The 16,598-nt window shown below is 35.0% G+C and carries 15 protein-coding genes; 2 read left to right on the top strand and 13 right to left on the bottom strand.

From position 1 onward, the window contains the following. The first annotated feature begins 159 nt into the window (after nucleotides 1–159). Entirely contained in the window at nucleotides 160–1,182 is a 1,023-nt protein-coding gene (locus GKZ88_RS20925; RefSeq protein ID WP_155104253.1) for a T9SS sorting signal type C domain-containing protein, read from the top strand. 149 nt (nucleotides 1,183–1,331) lie between these two features. Beyond that, nucleotides 1,332–4,406, top strand: coding sequence for a T9SS sorting signal type C domain-containing protein (locus GKZ88_RS20920; protein WP_155104252.1), 3,075 nt, complete (start codon nucleotides 1,332–1,334; stop codon nucleotides 4,404–4,406). A 78-nt stretch (nucleotides 4,407–4,484) separates the two neighbouring features. Here the strand turns inward: GKZ88_RS20920 and GKZ88_RS20915 are convergent, their stop codons facing one another. The 13 genes from GKZ88_RS20915 to GKZ88_RS20855 all read right to left on the bottom strand — a co-directional run bounded on the left by GKZ88_RS20915 (nucleotide 4,485) and on the right by GKZ88_RS20855 (nucleotide 16,564). Continuing rightward, nucleotides 4,485–5,654: a beta-ketoacyl synthase N-terminal-like domain-containing protein gene (locus GKZ88_RS20915; protein ID WP_155104251.1), complete on the bottom strand. Its 1,170-nt coding sequence runs from the start codon at nucleotides 5,652–5,654 to the stop codon at nucleotides 4,485–4,487. A gap of 166 nt (nucleotides 5,655–5,820) precedes the next feature. Further along, the gene (bioA, locus tag GKZ88_RS20910) at nucleotides 5,821–7,092 is read right to left on the bottom strand and encodes an adenosylmethionine--8-amino-7-oxononanoate transaminase (protein WP_155104250.1); all 1,272 of its coding nucleotides are present in this window, start codon (nucleotides 7,090–7,092) and stop codon (nucleotides 5,821–5,823) included. Nucleotides 7,093–7,191: 99 nt separating this feature from the next. Then, a complete protein-coding gene (gene bioD / locus GKZ88_RS20905; RefSeq protein WP_155104249.1) occupies nucleotides 7,192–7,809 on the bottom strand; it encodes a dethiobiotin synthase in 618 nt (205 codons plus the stop codon). 152 nt (nucleotides 7,810–7,961) lie between these two features. Continuing rightward, nucleotides 7,962–8,579, bottom strand: coding sequence for a hypothetical protein (locus GKZ88_RS20900; protein ID WP_155104248.1), 618 nt, complete (start codon nucleotides 8,577–8,579; stop codon nucleotides 7,962–7,964). Further along, nucleotides 8,569–9,072: an RNA polymerase sigma factor gene (locus tag GKZ88_RS20895; protein ID WP_035652894.1), complete on the bottom strand. Its 504-nt coding sequence runs from the start codon at nucleotides 9,070–9,072 to the stop codon at nucleotides 8,569–8,571. Before GKZ88_RS20895 ends, GKZ88_RS20900 begins: the two co-directional genes overlap by 11 nt. 7 nt (nucleotides 9,073–9,079) lie before the next feature. Next, nucleotides 9,080–9,943 (bottom strand): TraB/GumN family protein, encoded by an 864-nt coding sequence (locus tag GKZ88_RS20890; RefSeq protein WP_155104247.1) that lies wholly within the window; start codon nucleotides 9,941–9,943, stop codon nucleotides 9,080–9,082. 79 nt (nucleotides 9,944–10,022) lie between these two features. Next, nucleotides 10,023–10,202 carry a hypothetical protein gene (locus GKZ88_RS20885; RefSeq protein ID WP_155104246.1) on the bottom strand — a complete coding sequence of 60 codons (180 nt, stop codon included), beginning with the start codon at nucleotides 10,200–10,202 and terminating at the stop codon, nucleotides 10,023–10,025. 142 nt (nucleotides 10,203–10,344) lie between these two features. Then, nucleotides 10,345–10,749 carry a GxxExxY protein gene (locus tag GKZ88_RS20880; RefSeq protein ID WP_155104245.1) on the bottom strand — a complete coding sequence of 135 codons (405 nt, stop codon included), beginning with the start codon at nucleotides 10,747–10,749 and terminating at the stop codon, nucleotides 10,345–10,347. 41 nt (nucleotides 10,750–10,790) lie between these two features. Next, on the bottom strand, nucleotides 10,791–11,945 hold the full coding sequence (locus tag GKZ88_RS20875) for a pyridoxal phosphate-dependent aminotransferase family protein (protein WP_155104244.1): 1,155 nt from the start codon (nucleotides 11,943–11,945) through the stop codon (nucleotides 10,791–10,793). A gap of 77 nt (nucleotides 11,946–12,022) precedes the next feature. Further along, nucleotides 12,023–12,661, bottom strand: coding sequence for an NAD(P)H-binding protein (locus GKZ88_RS20870; protein WP_155104243.1), 639 nt, complete (start codon nucleotides 12,659–12,661; stop codon nucleotides 12,023–12,025). Between the two features lie 210 nt (nucleotides 12,662–12,871). After that, nucleotides 12,872–13,153, bottom strand: a complete 282-nt coding sequence (locus GKZ88_RS20865) for a F0F1 ATP synthase subunit epsilon (protein ID WP_155104242.1) — start codon at nucleotides 13,151–13,153, stop codon at nucleotides 12,872–12,874. A gap of 92 nt (nucleotides 13,154–13,245) precedes the next feature. After that, a complete protein-coding gene (atpD, locus tag GKZ88_RS20860) occupies nucleotides 13,246–14,757 on the bottom strand; it encodes a F0F1 ATP synthase subunit beta (RefSeq protein ID WP_089053364.1) in 1,512 nt (503 codons plus the stop codon). 232 nt (nucleotides 14,758–14,989) lie between these two features. Then, complete coding sequence (locus GKZ88_RS20855) at nucleotides 14,990–16,564, bottom strand: G-D-S-L family lipolytic protein (protein WP_155104241.1); 1,575 nt, start codon at nucleotides 16,562–16,564, stop codon at nucleotides 14,990–14,992. Nucleotides 16,565–16,598 lie beyond the last annotated feature (34 nt).

Below are 16,598 nucleotides of genomic sequence, written 5' to 3'. Positions count from 1 at the left end.
GGTAAAGGATACATCATTCGCGGTCCAGAAAATTATTCAAATACGGCTAGAGTTCCATTTACTGCAACTTTTTCAGGAACACCAAATAATGGAACTGTAAATACAGAAAATTTGTATGCAAACAAAATCTATCTTGTCTGAAATCCATATCCATCAGCGTTGGATGCCGATAAATTTATAATTGCAAATCGCAACCTGCTTCAAGGAACTCTTTATTTCTGCACATATAACACGGCAGTAGTGCTAGGAGGTGCTTATCAATACGGGGCGGATGATTATGCCACATATTACCTTACGGGCAGAGTAAAAGTCGCTAAACCTGCTGGGTCAGCAAATAGTTCAAACAACTATGACAAGCCAAGCGGTCAAATTGGTGCAGGACAAGCTTTCTTTGCGGGAATAAAAACAGCTGGTTCACTGGCTTTTACCAACGCTATGCGTTCAGGAGGAAAAGATAACGGCCAATTCTATAAACCAGGAAAAGATTCTAAAACAGCTGGATTAGAAAAGAATCGTATTTGGCTAAACATAACTAACACTGGCGGCGCTTTCAAACAGTTAATGGTAGGTTATATTGAAGGCGCAACTGATGCATATGAAAGTATTTTTGACGGTACTACTATGGACGCAAATAAATATCTTGACTTTTACAGCATCAACGAAAACAACAAATTAGTAATTCAAGGGCGTGCGCTTCCTTTTAAAGAATCAGATGTTGTGCCATTAGGCTACCGCACAACAATCAATGGCGATTTTACCATTGCAATTGACGAAGTGGACGGAAACATGACTACTCAGAAAATCTATTTGGAAGATAAAACCACAGCTGTGATTCATGATCTTACCGCAAGCAATTACACTTTTACAACTGTCGCAGGAACTTTTACAGATCGTTTCGTACTGCGTTACACCAATAAATCATTAGGAACAGGTGATTTTGAAAATATTGAAAACGGAGTTTTAGTTTCTGTAAAAGACAGAACAGTAAAAGTACTTTCATCGAATGAAAACTTGAAAGAAGTTAATGTTTATGACATTTCAGGTAAATTGCTTTACAATAAAACAAAAGTAGGTTCAAACGAATTGCAGATTTCAAATCTACAGTCAAGCAATCAGGTTTTAATTGTAAAAGTTACTTTAGAAAATAATTTTACCGTTTCTAAAAAGATCATTTTCAATTAATTTTCAAACAGACCAGTTAAAAATCCGACAGCAAAAGCTGCCGGATTTTTCTATATAACCACAAAGACAAACAAACACTCAGAAGCTTTAAAACCTACTAAATCTTCTGTTTTACCCTATTAATCAAACCCAAATCGCCCCCAAATTGTATGAGCCAAAAAATGCTTTTGCCCTCCCGTTTTCTATTTTCAAAACAGATAGTTTTCTTTTTTCTTTTGGCTACATTTCAAATGAGTGGTCAAAGCGACATCACCAGAATCTACACTGACTGGCAAAATTACTGGACCTCCAACAAAGCAACCCTTGAAGGAAACCGCCCAGACGACGCCAACAATTTATTAGCCTTTACTTGGAAAAACAAAACGTACTCTACTGGAGTCAACAACACAATACTTGACACTAAAGGCGTATCCTATATCCCTCAAAAATTTAGAGCTTTAAAAATTCAGAATTTAGGATCGAGCACTTCGACCTACTTTTTGCAAGGTTCTATGATAGACGCATCACCGACAACTGCAAAACTTCAGCCTTCAATAGCAGGATCAACTGCAACGGGTGCTGAACTTGCGGCACGACTCACCGATGGAAGCTTCGGCTTATCACTTGGAACTGGTATTGCAAATATTCCAGTTGGTAAAGCGGAATTTAAAATTGGAACAAACAATTTAAATTTGACTGGCCTCGACGATGGCATTCCTGACTTAATTGTTACTCAAGTAGCAGATACAGGAGGTTCTGCTGATATCTTTAAATTTGTCGATGCTGCAGGAAACACCGTTGGAAAAGAAATATCATTTTTATTTGGACCTGTTCAAGTTGTTGGAACTTATAGTCTTGATCTTTTCAAAGTTGATGGAACCCTTAGCACTTATGCTCCCGCTTCAACACGAGATATTAGAATATTAGGAATAGAAACAAGTTCATTTGGCATAACAAATGCTAATGCCGCTCAGGTAGACCGATTTGTTGTTACATTCTCTGGCAGCTCTGATTGTGCTTTTATTGCTTTCAACAGAAATTCATTAAAAATAGCGGAATTAACTCTAGCAAAAAAAGCTACACTTTCTAACTGTGGCAAACTTGGAGATAAAATAAATTACGAATTTGAAGTTACCAATACTGGAGAAGTGCCTATCACAGATATATATGTTACAGATCCAGACTCGGGAACCGTAATTACAGGAAATCCTATTGCTTCAATAGCACCTGGAGCAAAAGTAACTTTAACCGGAGTTCACACAATTACTGCTGCAGAGGTAAATCTTGGAAAAGTCATCAACAATGTTAAAGTTACAGGAACCGACCCTTCCTTGAATACTGTAGAAGATCTATCTACACCCCTGACAACTATTTTATTGACACCACCATCCGTTGGAACGATTACGAACATAACGTGTGCCAATTCAGGAACAGTCATTTTAAGTAATTTGCCAGATACAGGAACATGGACACTGGAAAGAAGTCCATCCGGCTCTCCAATATATGGAACTGGATCTACCACGACAATTTCGAATTTATCAGCAGGAACTTATACTTTCAAAGTCACAAACAGTACTGGATGCAAATCCCCGGCAAGTGCAGAAATTAAAATTACAAATCAGTCTTCAACAACTTGGAATGGCTCAACATGGTCAAATGGCAATCCTGATATAACAAAGAATGTCATTTTCACAGGCGCTTACAACATTACAACAGATTTTGAGGCTTGTTCTTGCACTATCAATTCGGGAGTTAATCTCACGATTCCATCAGGAAAGACCTTAACGCTTGCCAATGCACTTACAGTAGCAACAAGTGCGTCTTTAACATTTGAAAATAGTGCTAGTTTATTGCAAACAAATACAGGCACAAACATAAACAGTGGTAAAATTTTATATCAGCGTACAACACCTGGAATTCGTCAAGCGGATTATACTTATTGGTCAACACCAGTACAAGGACAAACCCCTGGTGGAATTTCTTCTAAGACTGATCCATCCAAAATCTATTACACGGATGGTATTGGATGGGTTTCTATGTCAAAGACAGCTGTAATGACTGTAGGTAAAGGATACATCATTCGCGGTCCAGAAAATTATTCAAATACGGCTAGAGTTCCATTTACTGCAACTTTTTCAGGAACACCAAATAATGGAACTGTAAATACCGAAAATTTGGATGCAAACAAATTCTATCTTGTCGGAAATCCATATCCATCAGCGTTGGATGCCGATAAATTTATAATTGCAAATCGCAACCTGCTTCAAGGAACTCTTTATTTCTGGACACATAACACGCCAGTAGTGCTAGGCGGTGCTTATCAATACGGCGCGGATGATTATGCCACATACAATCTTACCGGAAGCGTAAAAACAGCTAAACCTGCCGGATCAGCAAATAGTTCAAACAACTATGACACGCCAAGCGGTCAAATTGGTGCAGGACAAGCTTTCTTTGCGGGAATAAAAACAGCTGGTTCACTGGCTTTTACCAACGCTATGCGTTCAGGAGGAAAAGATAACGGCCAATTCTATAAACCAGGAAAAGATTCTAAAACAGCTGGATTTGAAAAGAATCGTATTTGGCTACACATAACTAACACTGGCGGCGCTTTCAAACAGTTAATGGTAGGTTATATTGAAGGCGCAACTGATGCATATGAAAGTATTTTTGACGGTACTACTATGGACGCAAATAAATATCTTGACTTTTACAGCATCAACGAAAACAACAAATTAGTAATTCAAGGGCGTGCGCTTCCTTTTAAAGAATCAGATGTTGTGCCATTAGGCTACCGCACAACAATCAATGGCGATTTTACCATTGCAATTGACGAAGTGGACGGAAACATGACTGCTCAGAAAATCTATTTAGAAGATAAAACCACAGCTGTGATTCATGATCTTACCGCAAGCAATTATACTTTTACAACTGTTGCAGGAACCTTTACTGATCGTTTTGTACTGCGTTACACCAATAAATCATTAGGAACAGGTGATTTTGAAAATATTGAAAACGGAGTCTTAGTTTCTGTAAAAGACAGAACAGTAAAAGTACTTTCATCGAATGAAAACTTGAAAGAAGTTAATGTTTATGATATTTCAGGAAGACTGCTTTATAATAAAACAAAAGTAAGCTCTAACGAATTGCAGATTTCAAACTTGCAGTCAAGCAATCAGGTTTTAATTGTAAAAGTTACTTTAGAAAATAATTTTACCGTTTCTAAAAAGATCATTTTTCAATAAATTAAGAAATACTATTCCATAAAAAAACCATCCGCTTTGACGGATGGTTTTTTTTATATTCAGATTTTTTTTCTTCAATTATCTCTTCTCAATCAGCACACTTACAGCATTTCCGCCAAAACCAACTGCATTAATTAAAACCTTCTTTATTGTTTTGCTCTGATTTTGTTTTTCTCCAAATGGCACACCAATAAAAGTATCGTTCTGGATCATCAAAAGCGCCAGTTCTAAACTCAAAATTCCAGAAGCTCCAAAAGTATGTCCTATTTTCCATTTGTTCGTTGTCAATAAAGGCAATTTCTCTCCAAAAACTTTCTCAATCGCACGCAATTCGGTCAAATCACCTTTAATTGTGCCTGGTGCATGCATTACAATTGCATCAATACTTTCTAGATCTTCATCTTTTAAAGCCATTTTCATCGACTTTTGAAAACAAGTCGCTTCTGCAGAAATCGAAATATTATGTTCTAAAATTTCGGTTGCATAACCAACACCAGTTACATATGCAATTGCATTTTCTGTTTCTCCAGCTTCTAAACAGCAAACCGCGGCACCTTCTCCTAAAATCATTGTGTTTTGCGTTTTTTCAAAATCAAATGCTAGATTCGGCCAAGCTTCCTGATTTTGATCAATACGTGAATAGATTTTCAAAGCTCTCATTTGAGCAATTGTAAAATCAGTCAACGGTGCTTCACTTCCACCTACCAAAAACTTATCTGCCATTCCTGATTTCAGCCAGGCAACGCCATTTAATAACGCATGAAGCGCTGTTGAACAAGTTATTGAATGCGAAATTTCAGGACCTGTACTTTGCAAATCATGAGCAATCCAAGATGAAATATTTCCTAATGTAGTAGTTGGCGAAGCTAAAGTCTGTGCTTTTCCAGTATCAATATATTCTTTATAATGTTTTTCAAACAAATCAGTCGCTCCTCTCGAAGAACCAATATTTATTCCGAAAACATCTTCTGAATTCCAGCCAGCCTGTTCAACTGCTTTACGCGAAGCTGCCAATGCGAATAAAACAGAATCATCTAAAAACTTATATTTAGGATCTGATTCCCTGATTTCGGCAACAAGCCTTTTTGATTCTTCGCTAAGTGAGGCTGTAGAAGTTTCCTGCTGATCCAAAAATCGTTTTGAAAAGCAGTGATTCTCGTTCAGATAGTTTGTCCAAACTTCTTCAGCATTATTTCCTAATGGAGAAATAGATGAAAAAGCTGTTATAGAGATTTTATTTGTATTCAAAATATTGTTTTTATGCCTATTGCATTTTCTAACCGCAAAGATCGCAAAGATTTACGCAAAGGTCGCAAAGAATTATAAAAAATGGCACACTAATAACATGGCTTAAACTAATTCCAAATTGTTATCTGTGGAAATCTGTTTTAATATGTCTAATCTGTGGGCAAAACTATACCATTTCAATCGCTTCTTCGATTGTTTTATAGACTTTTTGAAGCTGTTCGTCTGTCATAATATAAGGTGGTAAAATATACACGATATTTCCAACCGGCCTCAAAACAACTCCTTTGTCAATAAAGAAATTATATAATTTGGTGCGCATTGAACCATAATAACTTTCTTCCGAATCTGATTTTATTTCAACTGCAAAAATAACTCCTAACGTTCTAGCCGTAATTACTTTTGAATGATTTTCAATCTTCTTCTGAAACTCTAAATGGCTTTTATTTATTCTTTCAATATTAGCCTGCATTTCATCAGTCTGTAATAAATCTATGCTGGCCAAAGCCGCCGCACAGCCCGTTGGATTTGCAGTAAAAGTATGTCCGTGAAACAACGCTTTATTGATATCGTCATCATAAAAAGCATCGAAAACTTCTTGGGTAAAAGTCGTAATCGCCATTGGAATTGTGCCGCCAGTTAACGCTTTCGACAAACAAATCATGTCCGGATCTACATTGACATAATCCATTGCAAAGGTTTTTCCAGTTTTGCCAAAGCCTGTCATTACTTCATCGGCGATGGTTAAAATATTATTTTCTTTACAAATTCCAATCAGTTTTGCCAATGCTTCTGGCTCATACATTACCATTCCGGCTGCACCTTGCACCAAAGGCTCAAAGATAAATCCGGCGCAATTATGTTTTTCAATTACATCTTTCAGCGCCTCAAAACTTGCTTCCTCCTCCCCTTTTACCGGAACCGGAATTCGGACAACGTCAATAAACATTCCCTGAAAAGCTTGAGTATAAAATGAAATACCGCTTGCTGCCATTGCTGCAAAAGTATCTCCGTGAAAAGCGTTTTCGAAAGCAATTATGGTTGTGCGCTTTTCATTTTTATTGAAAAAATACTGCAACGCCACTTTAATTGCCACTTCAACTGCCGTTGAACCATTGTCTGAAAAAAAGATTTTTTGCTGATTCTTTGGCAAAATTTCCATCAACTTTTCGGCCACTTTTATTGCAGGTTCATGTGTGAATCCGCCAAATAAAACATGTTCTAAAGTCGTCAGCTGTTTATAAATTGCATCGGCAATAAATTTATTGCTGTGTCCAAAAGGATTAACCCACCAAGATGCTATGGCATCAATGTATTCTTTATTGTTTTCGTCCCAAAGCAATGCGCCTTCTCCTCTGGAAATGGCGATTGGCGTTTGCGAAGTTTTATGCTGGGTATAAGGATGCCAAAGGTATTGGCTGTCTTTTTCTGTTAATGTCATTTTTTTAGAAGATAGAGAATAGAACATAGAAAAAAGACTATGCTCTACAGTTTCCGCAAAGATAAGAAAGTCTATTTTCTTTACTCTATATTCTTTACTCTATAACTTCAATAGATTTTCCCGGAACAAATCAGCGTATTCTTTAATTACGTTTTGGTCGAAATAAGGTTCTTCATCAATTCTTCCAATGCATTTAATTCCGGTTTTATTCAGAATCAAACTTTCGGTTGATTTATTTTCGCTTCCGCTGAAGATAATTCCGTGCACTTGAAAACCTCGATTCTGAATTGCCTCAATAGTCAATAAAGTATGATTGATGCTTCCTAGATAATGTCTTGAAACTACAATTACTTTATAATCCTTCTGAATCAAATCTGCAATTGTATCTTTTTCATTTAACGGAACAAAAATCCCTCCTGCACCTTCAATTACCAAATGATTTTCTGTTTTTGGCTCCTGAATTTTCTTCAAATCAATTTCAATTCCGTCAATTTCTGCTGCTAAATGTGGACTTGCAGGTGTATTTAACTCATACGCATTCGGGAAAAATTGAGATTTTGAATTGGAAATTTTAGATTTTACTTTGTGAGTATCGCTAAGATCTAAATCTCCGGCTTGTATCGGTTTCCAATAATCAGCTTCTAAAGCTTCAACTACAATTGTCGATGCTACAGTTTTGCCAACATCTGTAGAAATTCCTGTAATAAATATTTTCATAGATTCTTGTTTCGCAAAAATTAGCAAGGAAAATGCAAAGAATAAACAATTTGTGAATCTATGTGTTTTCTCTGCGAATTTTTGTGTAATAATTTGATAGCACAAAAATACCAATAAAAACAACAAACCCATCAATTACGATGGGTTCTGTTTTATTCTTCTTTTAATTCGTCAATTACTTTTCTGATTTCCTTGGCATATTTTCCATAAAAACATTTTACTGTCCATTCCAGAGACAATCCCATAAATAAAATGCAAAAAGCAACTATGAAAAAAACACTTATTAATTGTCCATTGCTGAAATCCGTTACTTGAATTCCGCCCGTTTTCATCGAATATTTATCGTATAAAAAACCAAGCAAAAACAACACTAAAAAAGGTGTTAAGGCAAATCCAAAAGTTTTGTACAATTCCATATTCAATCTTATATCAAAATAAGTTTCATAAAGACTGTCTTTCGTTTTTAATGTGATATTGTTTAATCTTCTGTAAAACAAATAAAGCTTTGTCAAATAATATACGCAAACAGCAAAAAAGATGCTGAAGAGCAGATAAAAAGGTGCGATCCATTTTTCCGAAAAACCATGCATAAAAGGCGCCAACCCTATTGCTAATACTGCTATTGTTTGCATGATCAAATCATTTCTTAGATTTCTTCTGATTTTGCCTAAAGGCGTATTTGCCGAATTTATTTTTTCTAAATTATCTGGAAGAACAACATTTTCAATTTTTTCGTTATTCCATGCATTTTGTATATCGTTAAAATCCATATCCTTGATTTTTAATTATTTCTTTTAATTTTTCTTTTGCTCTGTTTAATTTCACTCTGGCATTTCCTTCAGAAATTCCGAGATTTTCGCCAATTTCTTTATGAGAAAAACCTTCTAACTGATAGAAAATAATGGCTTTGTCAATTTTTTCCAATTTCTGAACTGCTTTATAAAAATGATCCAGCTGACTTTCTTTAATATGCGAATCGCCTTCGTCATCTTTAATATTTTCTGAAGCAATCTCGTATTTGTCCACCTTTCGTTTTTCTTTTCTGAGGAAAACGATAGCGGTATTCACTGCCACTCGATACATCCAGGTCGAAAACTGACTTTCATTTCGAAACGTATCGTACGATTTCCAAAGCTGGCAGACAATTTCCTGAAACAAATCCTGCTGATCATCATAATTGTCCATGTACATTTTTGAAACTTTGTACAAAATCCCTTTGTGACTTTCTATCCGATTTAAAAACTCTTGTTCTTTCTCTTTCAAAATAGTTTTAATTCATTACTGGTTTTACAATATATCCTGCATTTCTCAATAAATTAATCACTCCAAATTCACCTCCTAAATGTGCTGCGCCAACTGCAAAAAATACGCTTTCATTTTTCATCATCTGTGGCATTACTTTTATCCAATTCAAGTTTCTTCCATCCAAAATCATCTTCTTTGTTTTCTCGCTCGTAATTTTTTTATCTGTTATGATATCATACAAACTTTCAATATTCTCTGCCTTATATACCGCCACTAATTTAGCCGTTTCATCTTGATCTGATTCACTCAACATAGTAATCATTTCATCATTCGTATAAGCATTTTCAAAAATTGATATTTGAGATTTTACAGTTTCTAAACCATCAATTTGAATATTTCTTTTTTTGGCCATTTCTATAAATTCCATTTCATAAAGCTTTATATCTGCACAACCAAAACTTTTCATTGAAATCAAACTCATTACTGTCATTAAACTAAAATTATCTACTTGTTGAACCGTCATGCCAGCAGTTTTTTTCAAGATATCGTCTAATTGTGATAATTGCCTCGGATTTAAAAGTTTGCTCAAAGGTTCTTTTCCCATAGCTAATTTCTGCATGTCAGTCATTTCTGCGGCGTTTGCAAAATTGATTTCCAAAACTAATTTATTTGCTGTGCTGAATGCTTTTTTTGTTTTTTCTGAAAGAAAATAATCTGGTCCGCAAATCATATGAATGGTTCCATATAAATATGAAGGTTTTTCCAATCCGTTTCCTGAAACTTCCCATAAAAGAGAATTTTCCAGTTTTGGAGCTTTTGTCTGCGCTTGAGCAGATGAACTAAAAACTATTGCAATTACTGCTATTACTGATTTAATTAAATTTTTCATTTTGTTGATTGTTTTTTGATTGATGATAATTGATTTTGATTGACTTATTTGATTTGATTGATGATTGAAACCCTGCTTGCTATCTACTGTATTTTTTTCTCTGCCACGAAGCTGCGACTCCAATAACTAAAGAGATAATAATAACGACGCTTATAATTTTTATTAAAAAGTAACTTACCAAACCTAATAAGAATCCTACTGAAGTATAAAGGATAATTTTAGAAAAACTTTCTTTTGACGAAGCTGATTTTGATTTCATAATAGTTTATTTTTTTGATTACGACTCGTAAGTGACCAAACAATCAAAACGTTACAAAAAAAATTCAACTTTTTTCAAAAAGTGAGGAAATACAATACTTTAGAGAAGAAGAAAAGCCCACAGATCAAACTGATCCAACAGATTATCGCAGATTATTTATATTTTGTTTTCTATTATTAGTGTAGATAATGCGCTTAAATTCTGGGGTTTCTCCAAAATTCAACAACAAACCAACTTGAATTTGAGTTGATTTTAGATAATTCATCAATTGGGCAATATGCGAACTTGATACACATTCGCAAGCTTTAAGTTCAAGAATAATAGAATCTTCAACTAATAAGTCAGCATAAAATTCGCCTACTAGTTGATTTTTAAAATAAACTTTGATTTGTTTTTGAGCCTCAACTTTATATCCTTGTGATTTCAGTTCAAAATACATTGCATTTTGATAAACCTTTTCGAGAAATCCATAACCAAGTTGGTTATAGACATCATAAAATATCTTTAATATTGGTTTAGTTATTTCTTTATGCAATAAATCATTCATAAACATCCGTGTAAACCTGCTAAATCCGTTTCATCGGCGGGCTAAAATACGAAATTTCCTAATAATTCTGGAATTTGACTGATTTCTTCTTCAGTATTATAACTATGAATACAAAAACGCAAACGCTCCTGACCTTCTGGAACTGTTGGAGATAAAATTGCTTTCACATCAAAACCTTTATCCTGCAATTGCTGTGCGATGCGTTTTACATTTTCGTTCCCAGGAATAATAGCCGACTGAATAGCCGATTTACTGCGGACAAACATTGGCTTCAAGCCAAATAAATTTTTCTGCTGATTAAAGAATATGATATTTTGACGGAGTTTGTCAATCGTTTCTTTTTCAATTTCTAAATGCTGATAAGCGATCAAAATTGTTGCAACAGAATGCGGAGATAATCCGGTAGTATAAATAAAGCTTCGGGCAAAGTTGACTAAATATTCTTTCAGCTCAGAACTTCCAAGTACAACCGCACCGTGACAGCCCAAGCCTTTTCCAAAAGTCATAATTCGGGCAAAAATTCTATTATGCAATTGAAGATATTGGATCAGTCCTTCACCTTTATCTCCAAAAACACCCAAAGTATGTGCTTCATCAACCACTAAATAACAATTGTATTTTTCAGACAGCTGTACTAATTCTTCCAAATTCGGACTGTCGCCATCCATTGAAAAAACGGTTTCTGTCACAATGTAAATATTTGCTGGAATTTGGGATTTAGAAGATTGGAATTTAATAATTAATCGTTCTAAATCTTCAAAATCGTTGTGGTTGAACTTGTATGATTTTGCATTTGACATTACAATTCCGTCACGAATTGAAGCATGACTTAACTCATCATACAAAATAACATCATTTCGCTGTGGTACAGCGCTAAAAAACCCTGCATTGGCATCGTAACCCGAATTAAAAATTAAAGCCGATTCAGCTTCATGAAATTGAGTTATAAAAGATTCTGCAATTTGATATAACGAATGATTACCTGAAATTAATCTTGAACCGGTAGCTCCGTTTTGAATAATCTCATTTTCTATTAGATAATGATGAGACTGTTTAAAAATAGATTCGGATTTTGAAAATCCAATATAATCGTTTGAAGAAAAATCAACAAGATTATTAAAACTTGGCAATTTTCTTAACGAGTTATTTTGCTTTCTATTTTCAAGCTTTTGAATAAGATTTTCGGGTAATTTCATGAAAGCAAAGTTATGAAATTGAAATTTGATATAAACAAACAGCGAGATTTGATGTTCTCGCTGTTTTCTAATTTGTTTTAAATATTGCTTATAAAAGGCGACTTCCTGCTGTAACTTGATTCGGTTATTTCTTTAACCATAAATTGAGCAATGTCAAATGCGCTGATTTTATCTCCTAAACAATCTTCAAGATTTACTGCAATTTTAGAACTATCATCAGTAAACTCAATAAACGGAACACGAACTTGTGTCCAGTTGCTATCACTCTGGACTAAAAAATTATAAGCTTTTTGACGATCTTCCTGAATTTCGGGAAAATTGGTTTTCATCCAATCAGTTGCCATAATAGTTTTTATGCTTTTTTTATCAAATGAAGTATCAATATTTAACCCAGCTAGTAAAACAAATCGCTCAATACCAAATTCCTTCATCGCTTTCAGCACATTTTTTATCGATTGACTTGCGACCATAGACTCACCTGGTCTTTGACCAATAGTACTGATCACCGCCTCACAATCTTGCAATAACAACCAAATGATTTTCTCATCAACAGCATCTCCTTTGATGATTTCTAAACATGAATTTTGAATGGTGAATTTATCCGGATTTCTTACTAATGCTTTTACGCTGAATCCTTGTTCCAATAACTGGTTTATTACATATTTTCCAGTTCTTCCTGCACCGCCAAGAACGGCGACTTTTTTTATATTTTTCATCTATACTCTTTATAAAATTTGACATAATAAACTTCGCTTTATCAAGTCGATAAAACGAAACTGTAAAAGCTTACTGAGCGTTTACAACAAAATCAATATTTTATAAAGAGATTTTAATACTTCAAAAGTAAAAAATAATTCTCAAAAAGTCTTAAAAACAAAAAACCATTCACAAAAGTGAATGGTTTTAAAATTATTTTGAAATTGTTTTTAGTCAACTAAAACAATTACTTTATTGTCTTTCATTTCGATTGTACCTGACGTAATCCCTAATGTATAAGTTTGGTCATTAACTCTCACAAATTTATCTGCTACCTCTTTAGAAAAATTAAAGCTCGGTGCTGCAATTTTTATAGTTCCCTTTTCAAGAATAGAAACAATAGGAGCGTGATTATTCAAAATCTGAAAGCTTCCATCAACTCCAGGAACCGTAACTGAAGTCACTTGTCCCGAAAATAATTTTGCTTCTGGTGATACTATATCTAAAATCATAATCGTTTTTTAAATTCCAAATTATAAAATTCCAAATCCCAATTTTGGAATTTGGAATTTTTATTTTTTGATGTTTATCAAGCTATGCTTGATTATGCTTCAGCTAACATTTTTTCTCCAGCTTCGATAGCATCCTGAATAGAACCTTTCAAGTTGAAAGCAGCTTCAGGAAGATGATCTAACTCACCGTCGATAATCATGTTAAATCCTTTGATAGTATCTTTAATATCAACCAATACACCAGGAATACCTGTAAATTGCTCCGCTACGTGGAATGGCTGAGACAAGAAACGTTGTACACGACGAGCTCTTGATACAGATAATTTATCTTCTTCAGACAACTCTTCCATACCTAAGATCGCGATAATATCTTGCAATTGTTTGTATTTTTGAAGAATCTCTTTTACTCTTTGTGCACAGTCGTAGTGCTCATTTCCTAAAATTTGAGGAGTCAAAATTCTTGAAGTAGAATCTAACGGGTCAACCGCTGGATAAATACCTAGCTCAGCAATTTTACGAGACAATACAGTTGTTGCATCTAAGTGGGCGAAAGTTGTAGCCGGCGCCGGGTCAGTTAAGTCATCCGCAGGAACGTAAACCGCTTGTACAGATGTAATAGATCCTTTGTTTGTAGATGTAATACGCTCTTGCATAGCTCCCATCTCTGTTGCCAAAGTTGGTTGGTAACCTACTGCAGAAGGCATACGACCTAAAAGTGCCGATACTTCAGAACCTGCCTGAGTAAAACGGAAGATATTGTCAACGAAGAACAATACATCTTTACCTTGATCAGATCCAGCTCCATCACGGAAATACTCAGCGATAGATAATCCTGAAAGTGCCACACGTGCACGAGCTCCAGGTGGCTCATTCATTTGTCCGAAAACGAAAGTAGCTTTAGACTCTCTCATTCCTGGCATATCTACTTTAGATAAATCCCATCCTCCATTTTCCATAGAGTGCATGAAATCATCACCGTATTTAATAATTCCTGACTCTAACATCTCACGAAGCAAGTCATTTCCTTCACGAGTTCTTTCACCTACTCCTGCGAATACTGAAAGTCCACCGTGACCTTTTGCGATATTGTTGATCAACTCCTGAATCAATACTGTTTTACCAACACCAGCACCACCAAACAATCCAATTTTACCTCCTTTTGCGTAAGGCTCGATCAAATCGATTACTTTAATACCTGTGAATAAAACTTCAGATGAAGTTGATAAATCTTCAAACTTCGGAGCTTGTCTGTGAATAGACAAACCGTTTTCTCCTGTTTTTGGCAAGTTTCCTAAACCATCAATTGCATCTCCAATTACATTGAATAAACGTCCATATACATCTGGACCGATTGGCATTTGGATTGGATTACCAGTTCCAACTACTTCATATCCTCTTGACAAACCGTCTGTAGAGTCCATAGAGATTGTACGAACAGTGTTTTCACCAATGTGAGATTGTACTTCAAGAACTAATAAAGTTCCATCTTTTTTTGTGATTTCTAATGAATCATAAATTTTTGGAAGTTCAACATCTTTACCGTTGAAAACTACGTCTACTACTGGTCCAATGATTTGAGCAACTTTTCCTATTACTTTTGACATTACTTATGTATTTATTAAATAGCTATTTAGGTTTATCGAAAATACCTCTTTTTTCAGAGCGCAAAGATAATTTTTTAAAATATAAAATCAATTTTTTTTTCATAAAAAATACGATGATTTTGTTTGATTCCTAAAAGCAGAGGCTCAAATCACTAAAATTGTATTTTTTAACGAAATAAAAAAAGCCACTGCATTTTAAAAACGAGTGGCTTTTTACTAAAAAAAATTGGCATTATTGTATTACTTGCGGATATTGAATCGGATATGAAGCCAAATCAACCTTACGCAAAGTTGAACCATATTTTGCATTGATTGCATCTATAAAAATATTAGCAATCAAACCATAACCTCTTGCACTTGGATGAACTCCGTCTAATGAAAAAGCGCCACCAGTTGCAAAAGAAGAAGACATAACGAAATTGCCAAATCTAATTCCACCATTTGATAATTGAGTCAAAGTTGCTTTTGTATCAACAAATGCTAAATCTTTTGCTTTAGCAACTGCTTCAATAGTTACATTATAAGCATCAGTAGCTTTTTTAACTTCGGCTGTTTCAGTTGGAACCAATACATGTTTGTCTTGTAATGGATATGTAATACCAAATTTATCCAAAGGTGCCGGTGGTGCAATTCCTAAACCAGAATTTGCAGCAGTTGGAGCAGTACCAATATCAGCTCTTGTTGTCAAAACTACTAAATCAGTAGCTTTAGCTTGTCTGGCTTGTCCAAATACATTACCATAAAACGCAGCTGTTTGTGCTCCCAATGTTGGTGTAAATGCTAAAGTTAACTGTGCTGATAAATTAGGCAGACTTTCATCTTTTATAAGAAGCGGAAGATTTGCGGCTGTTTCAGACAACAAATTAATTCTGTCTCCTGCGCCAAAAGCAGTCAAAGCCTGTTTTAGCGGACCATATAATTGCGCATTCAACGCCTGTATTGTTGCTTTACCAACTGCCTCATTACCATTTCCAAGAATTTTTGCTGTAAGCGGATTGTAAGGAACTGTTGTAAAATATGGAAGCGCCGTAATGTATGGCAAATTTGCCACTACTCCTTTTGCACCTTTAGCAGTTAAATTTGTTGCTAAAGCATTAAATGCATTTGCAAACACAGTTGGATCTGTAATATCATTTCCTCCATATGTCGCAGGATTTGTATTTCCTGTTTGATCTTTTCCTACACCTCCAGAAGTTGCATAGGCTAAAACATCATTTCCTCCAATAAACAAAGAGAAGAAAGTTGGATTTTGAGCAACAGCATCTGCTATAACCGAAGTTCCTGGTGCACTCGCAAATCTTGCAAAATAAGGATTAGCAGCACCAGAAGCAACTCCCGCAACATTTCCGTAACCAGCCGCTAATAAATGAAAACTTTTAGCTCCCGGAACACCTAAATTCCCAAATGTACCCGTTAAATGCGCCGTAACTTCTGTTGTTGGTTTTCCAGGTACGTTTGTTGGAGTTTGAGTTTGTCCAACAAAATACAAACGTGTTCCTGCAATAATATTACCACCTAAAAGCAAACCTCCTATATTATCATTTGCTAAAGGAGTTTTAAATTCTCCTCCTCCTGCAGCAACAAATTGCTGTGCTAAAATATTTGGATACGCATTACTCTGTCCTTTTATAAACAAAGCATTATCACTATATCCTGCAGCAAAAGAATCTCCAAGTGCAACATATTTAGTTAAAACTGCCGACCCGGGAACAACAGGCACTTCTGCTGGCGCATCGCTTTCATCATTATTACATGCTGCCATAAAGGCTAAAGAAACCAATAAAAGCAATTTTATATTTTTTTTCATGTCATTTAAAATTTAAAAAATTAATACTCCTTTC

The sequence above is a fragment of the Flavobacterium sp. LC2016-01 genome (genome assembly GCF_009711135.1).
Lineage (GTDB): Bacteria > Bacteroidota > Bacteroidia > Flavobacteriales > Flavobacteriaceae > Flavobacterium.
This window is presented reverse-complemented; position numbering and strand designations above follow the sequence as displayed.

What these genes read in the sequence shown, in the direction of transcription:
- GKZ88_RS20900 (WP_155104248.1), bottom strand. Translation starts at nt 8,579, where the DNA reads ATGGATTTTAACGATATACAAAATGCATGGAATAACGAAAAAATTGAA.
- GKZ88_RS20920 (WP_155104252.1), top strand. Translation starts at nt 1,332, where the DNA reads ATGAGCCAAAAAATGCTTTTGCCCTCCCGTTTTCTATTTTCAAAACAG.
- GKZ88_RS20880 (WP_155104245.1), bottom strand. Translation starts at nt 10,749, where the DNA reads ATGAATGATTTATTGCATAAAGAAATAACTAAACCAATATTAAAGATA.
- GKZ88_RS20890 (WP_155104247.1), bottom strand. Translation starts at nt 9,943, where the DNA reads ATGAAAAATTTAATTAAATCAGTAATAGCAGTAATTGCAATAGTTTTT.
- GKZ88_RS20885 (WP_155104246.1), bottom strand. Translation starts at nt 10,202, where the DNA reads ATGAAATCAAAATCAGCTTCGTCAAAAGAAAGTTTTTCTAAAATTATC.
- bioD (WP_155104249.1), bottom strand. Translation starts at nt 7,809, where the DNA reads ATGAAAATATTTATTACAGGAATTTCTACAGATGTTGGCAAAACTGTA.
- bioA (WP_155104250.1), bottom strand. Translation starts at nt 7,092, where the DNA reads ATGACATTAACAGAAAAAGACAGCCAATACCTTTGGCATCCTTATACC.
- GKZ88_RS20865 (WP_155104242.1), bottom strand. Translation starts at nt 13,153, where the DNA reads ATGATTTTAGATATAGTATCACCAGAAGCAAAATTATTTTCGGGACAA.
- GKZ88_RS20875 (WP_155104244.1), bottom strand. Translation starts at nt 11,945, where the DNA reads ATGAAATTACCCGAAAATCTTATTCAAAAGCTTGAAAATAGAAAGCAA.
- atpD (WP_089053364.1), bottom strand. Translation starts at nt 14,757, where the DNA reads ATGTCAAAAGTAATAGGAAAAGTTGCTCAAATCATTGGACCAGTAGTA.
- GKZ88_RS20855 (WP_155104241.1), bottom strand. Translation starts at nt 16,564, where the DNA reads ATGAAAAAAAATATAAAATTGCTTTTATTGGTTTCTTTAGCCTTTATG.
- GKZ88_RS20870 (WP_155104243.1), bottom strand. Translation starts at nt 12,661, where the DNA reads ATGAAAAATATAAAAAAAGTCGCCGTTCTTGGCGGTGCAGGAAGAACT.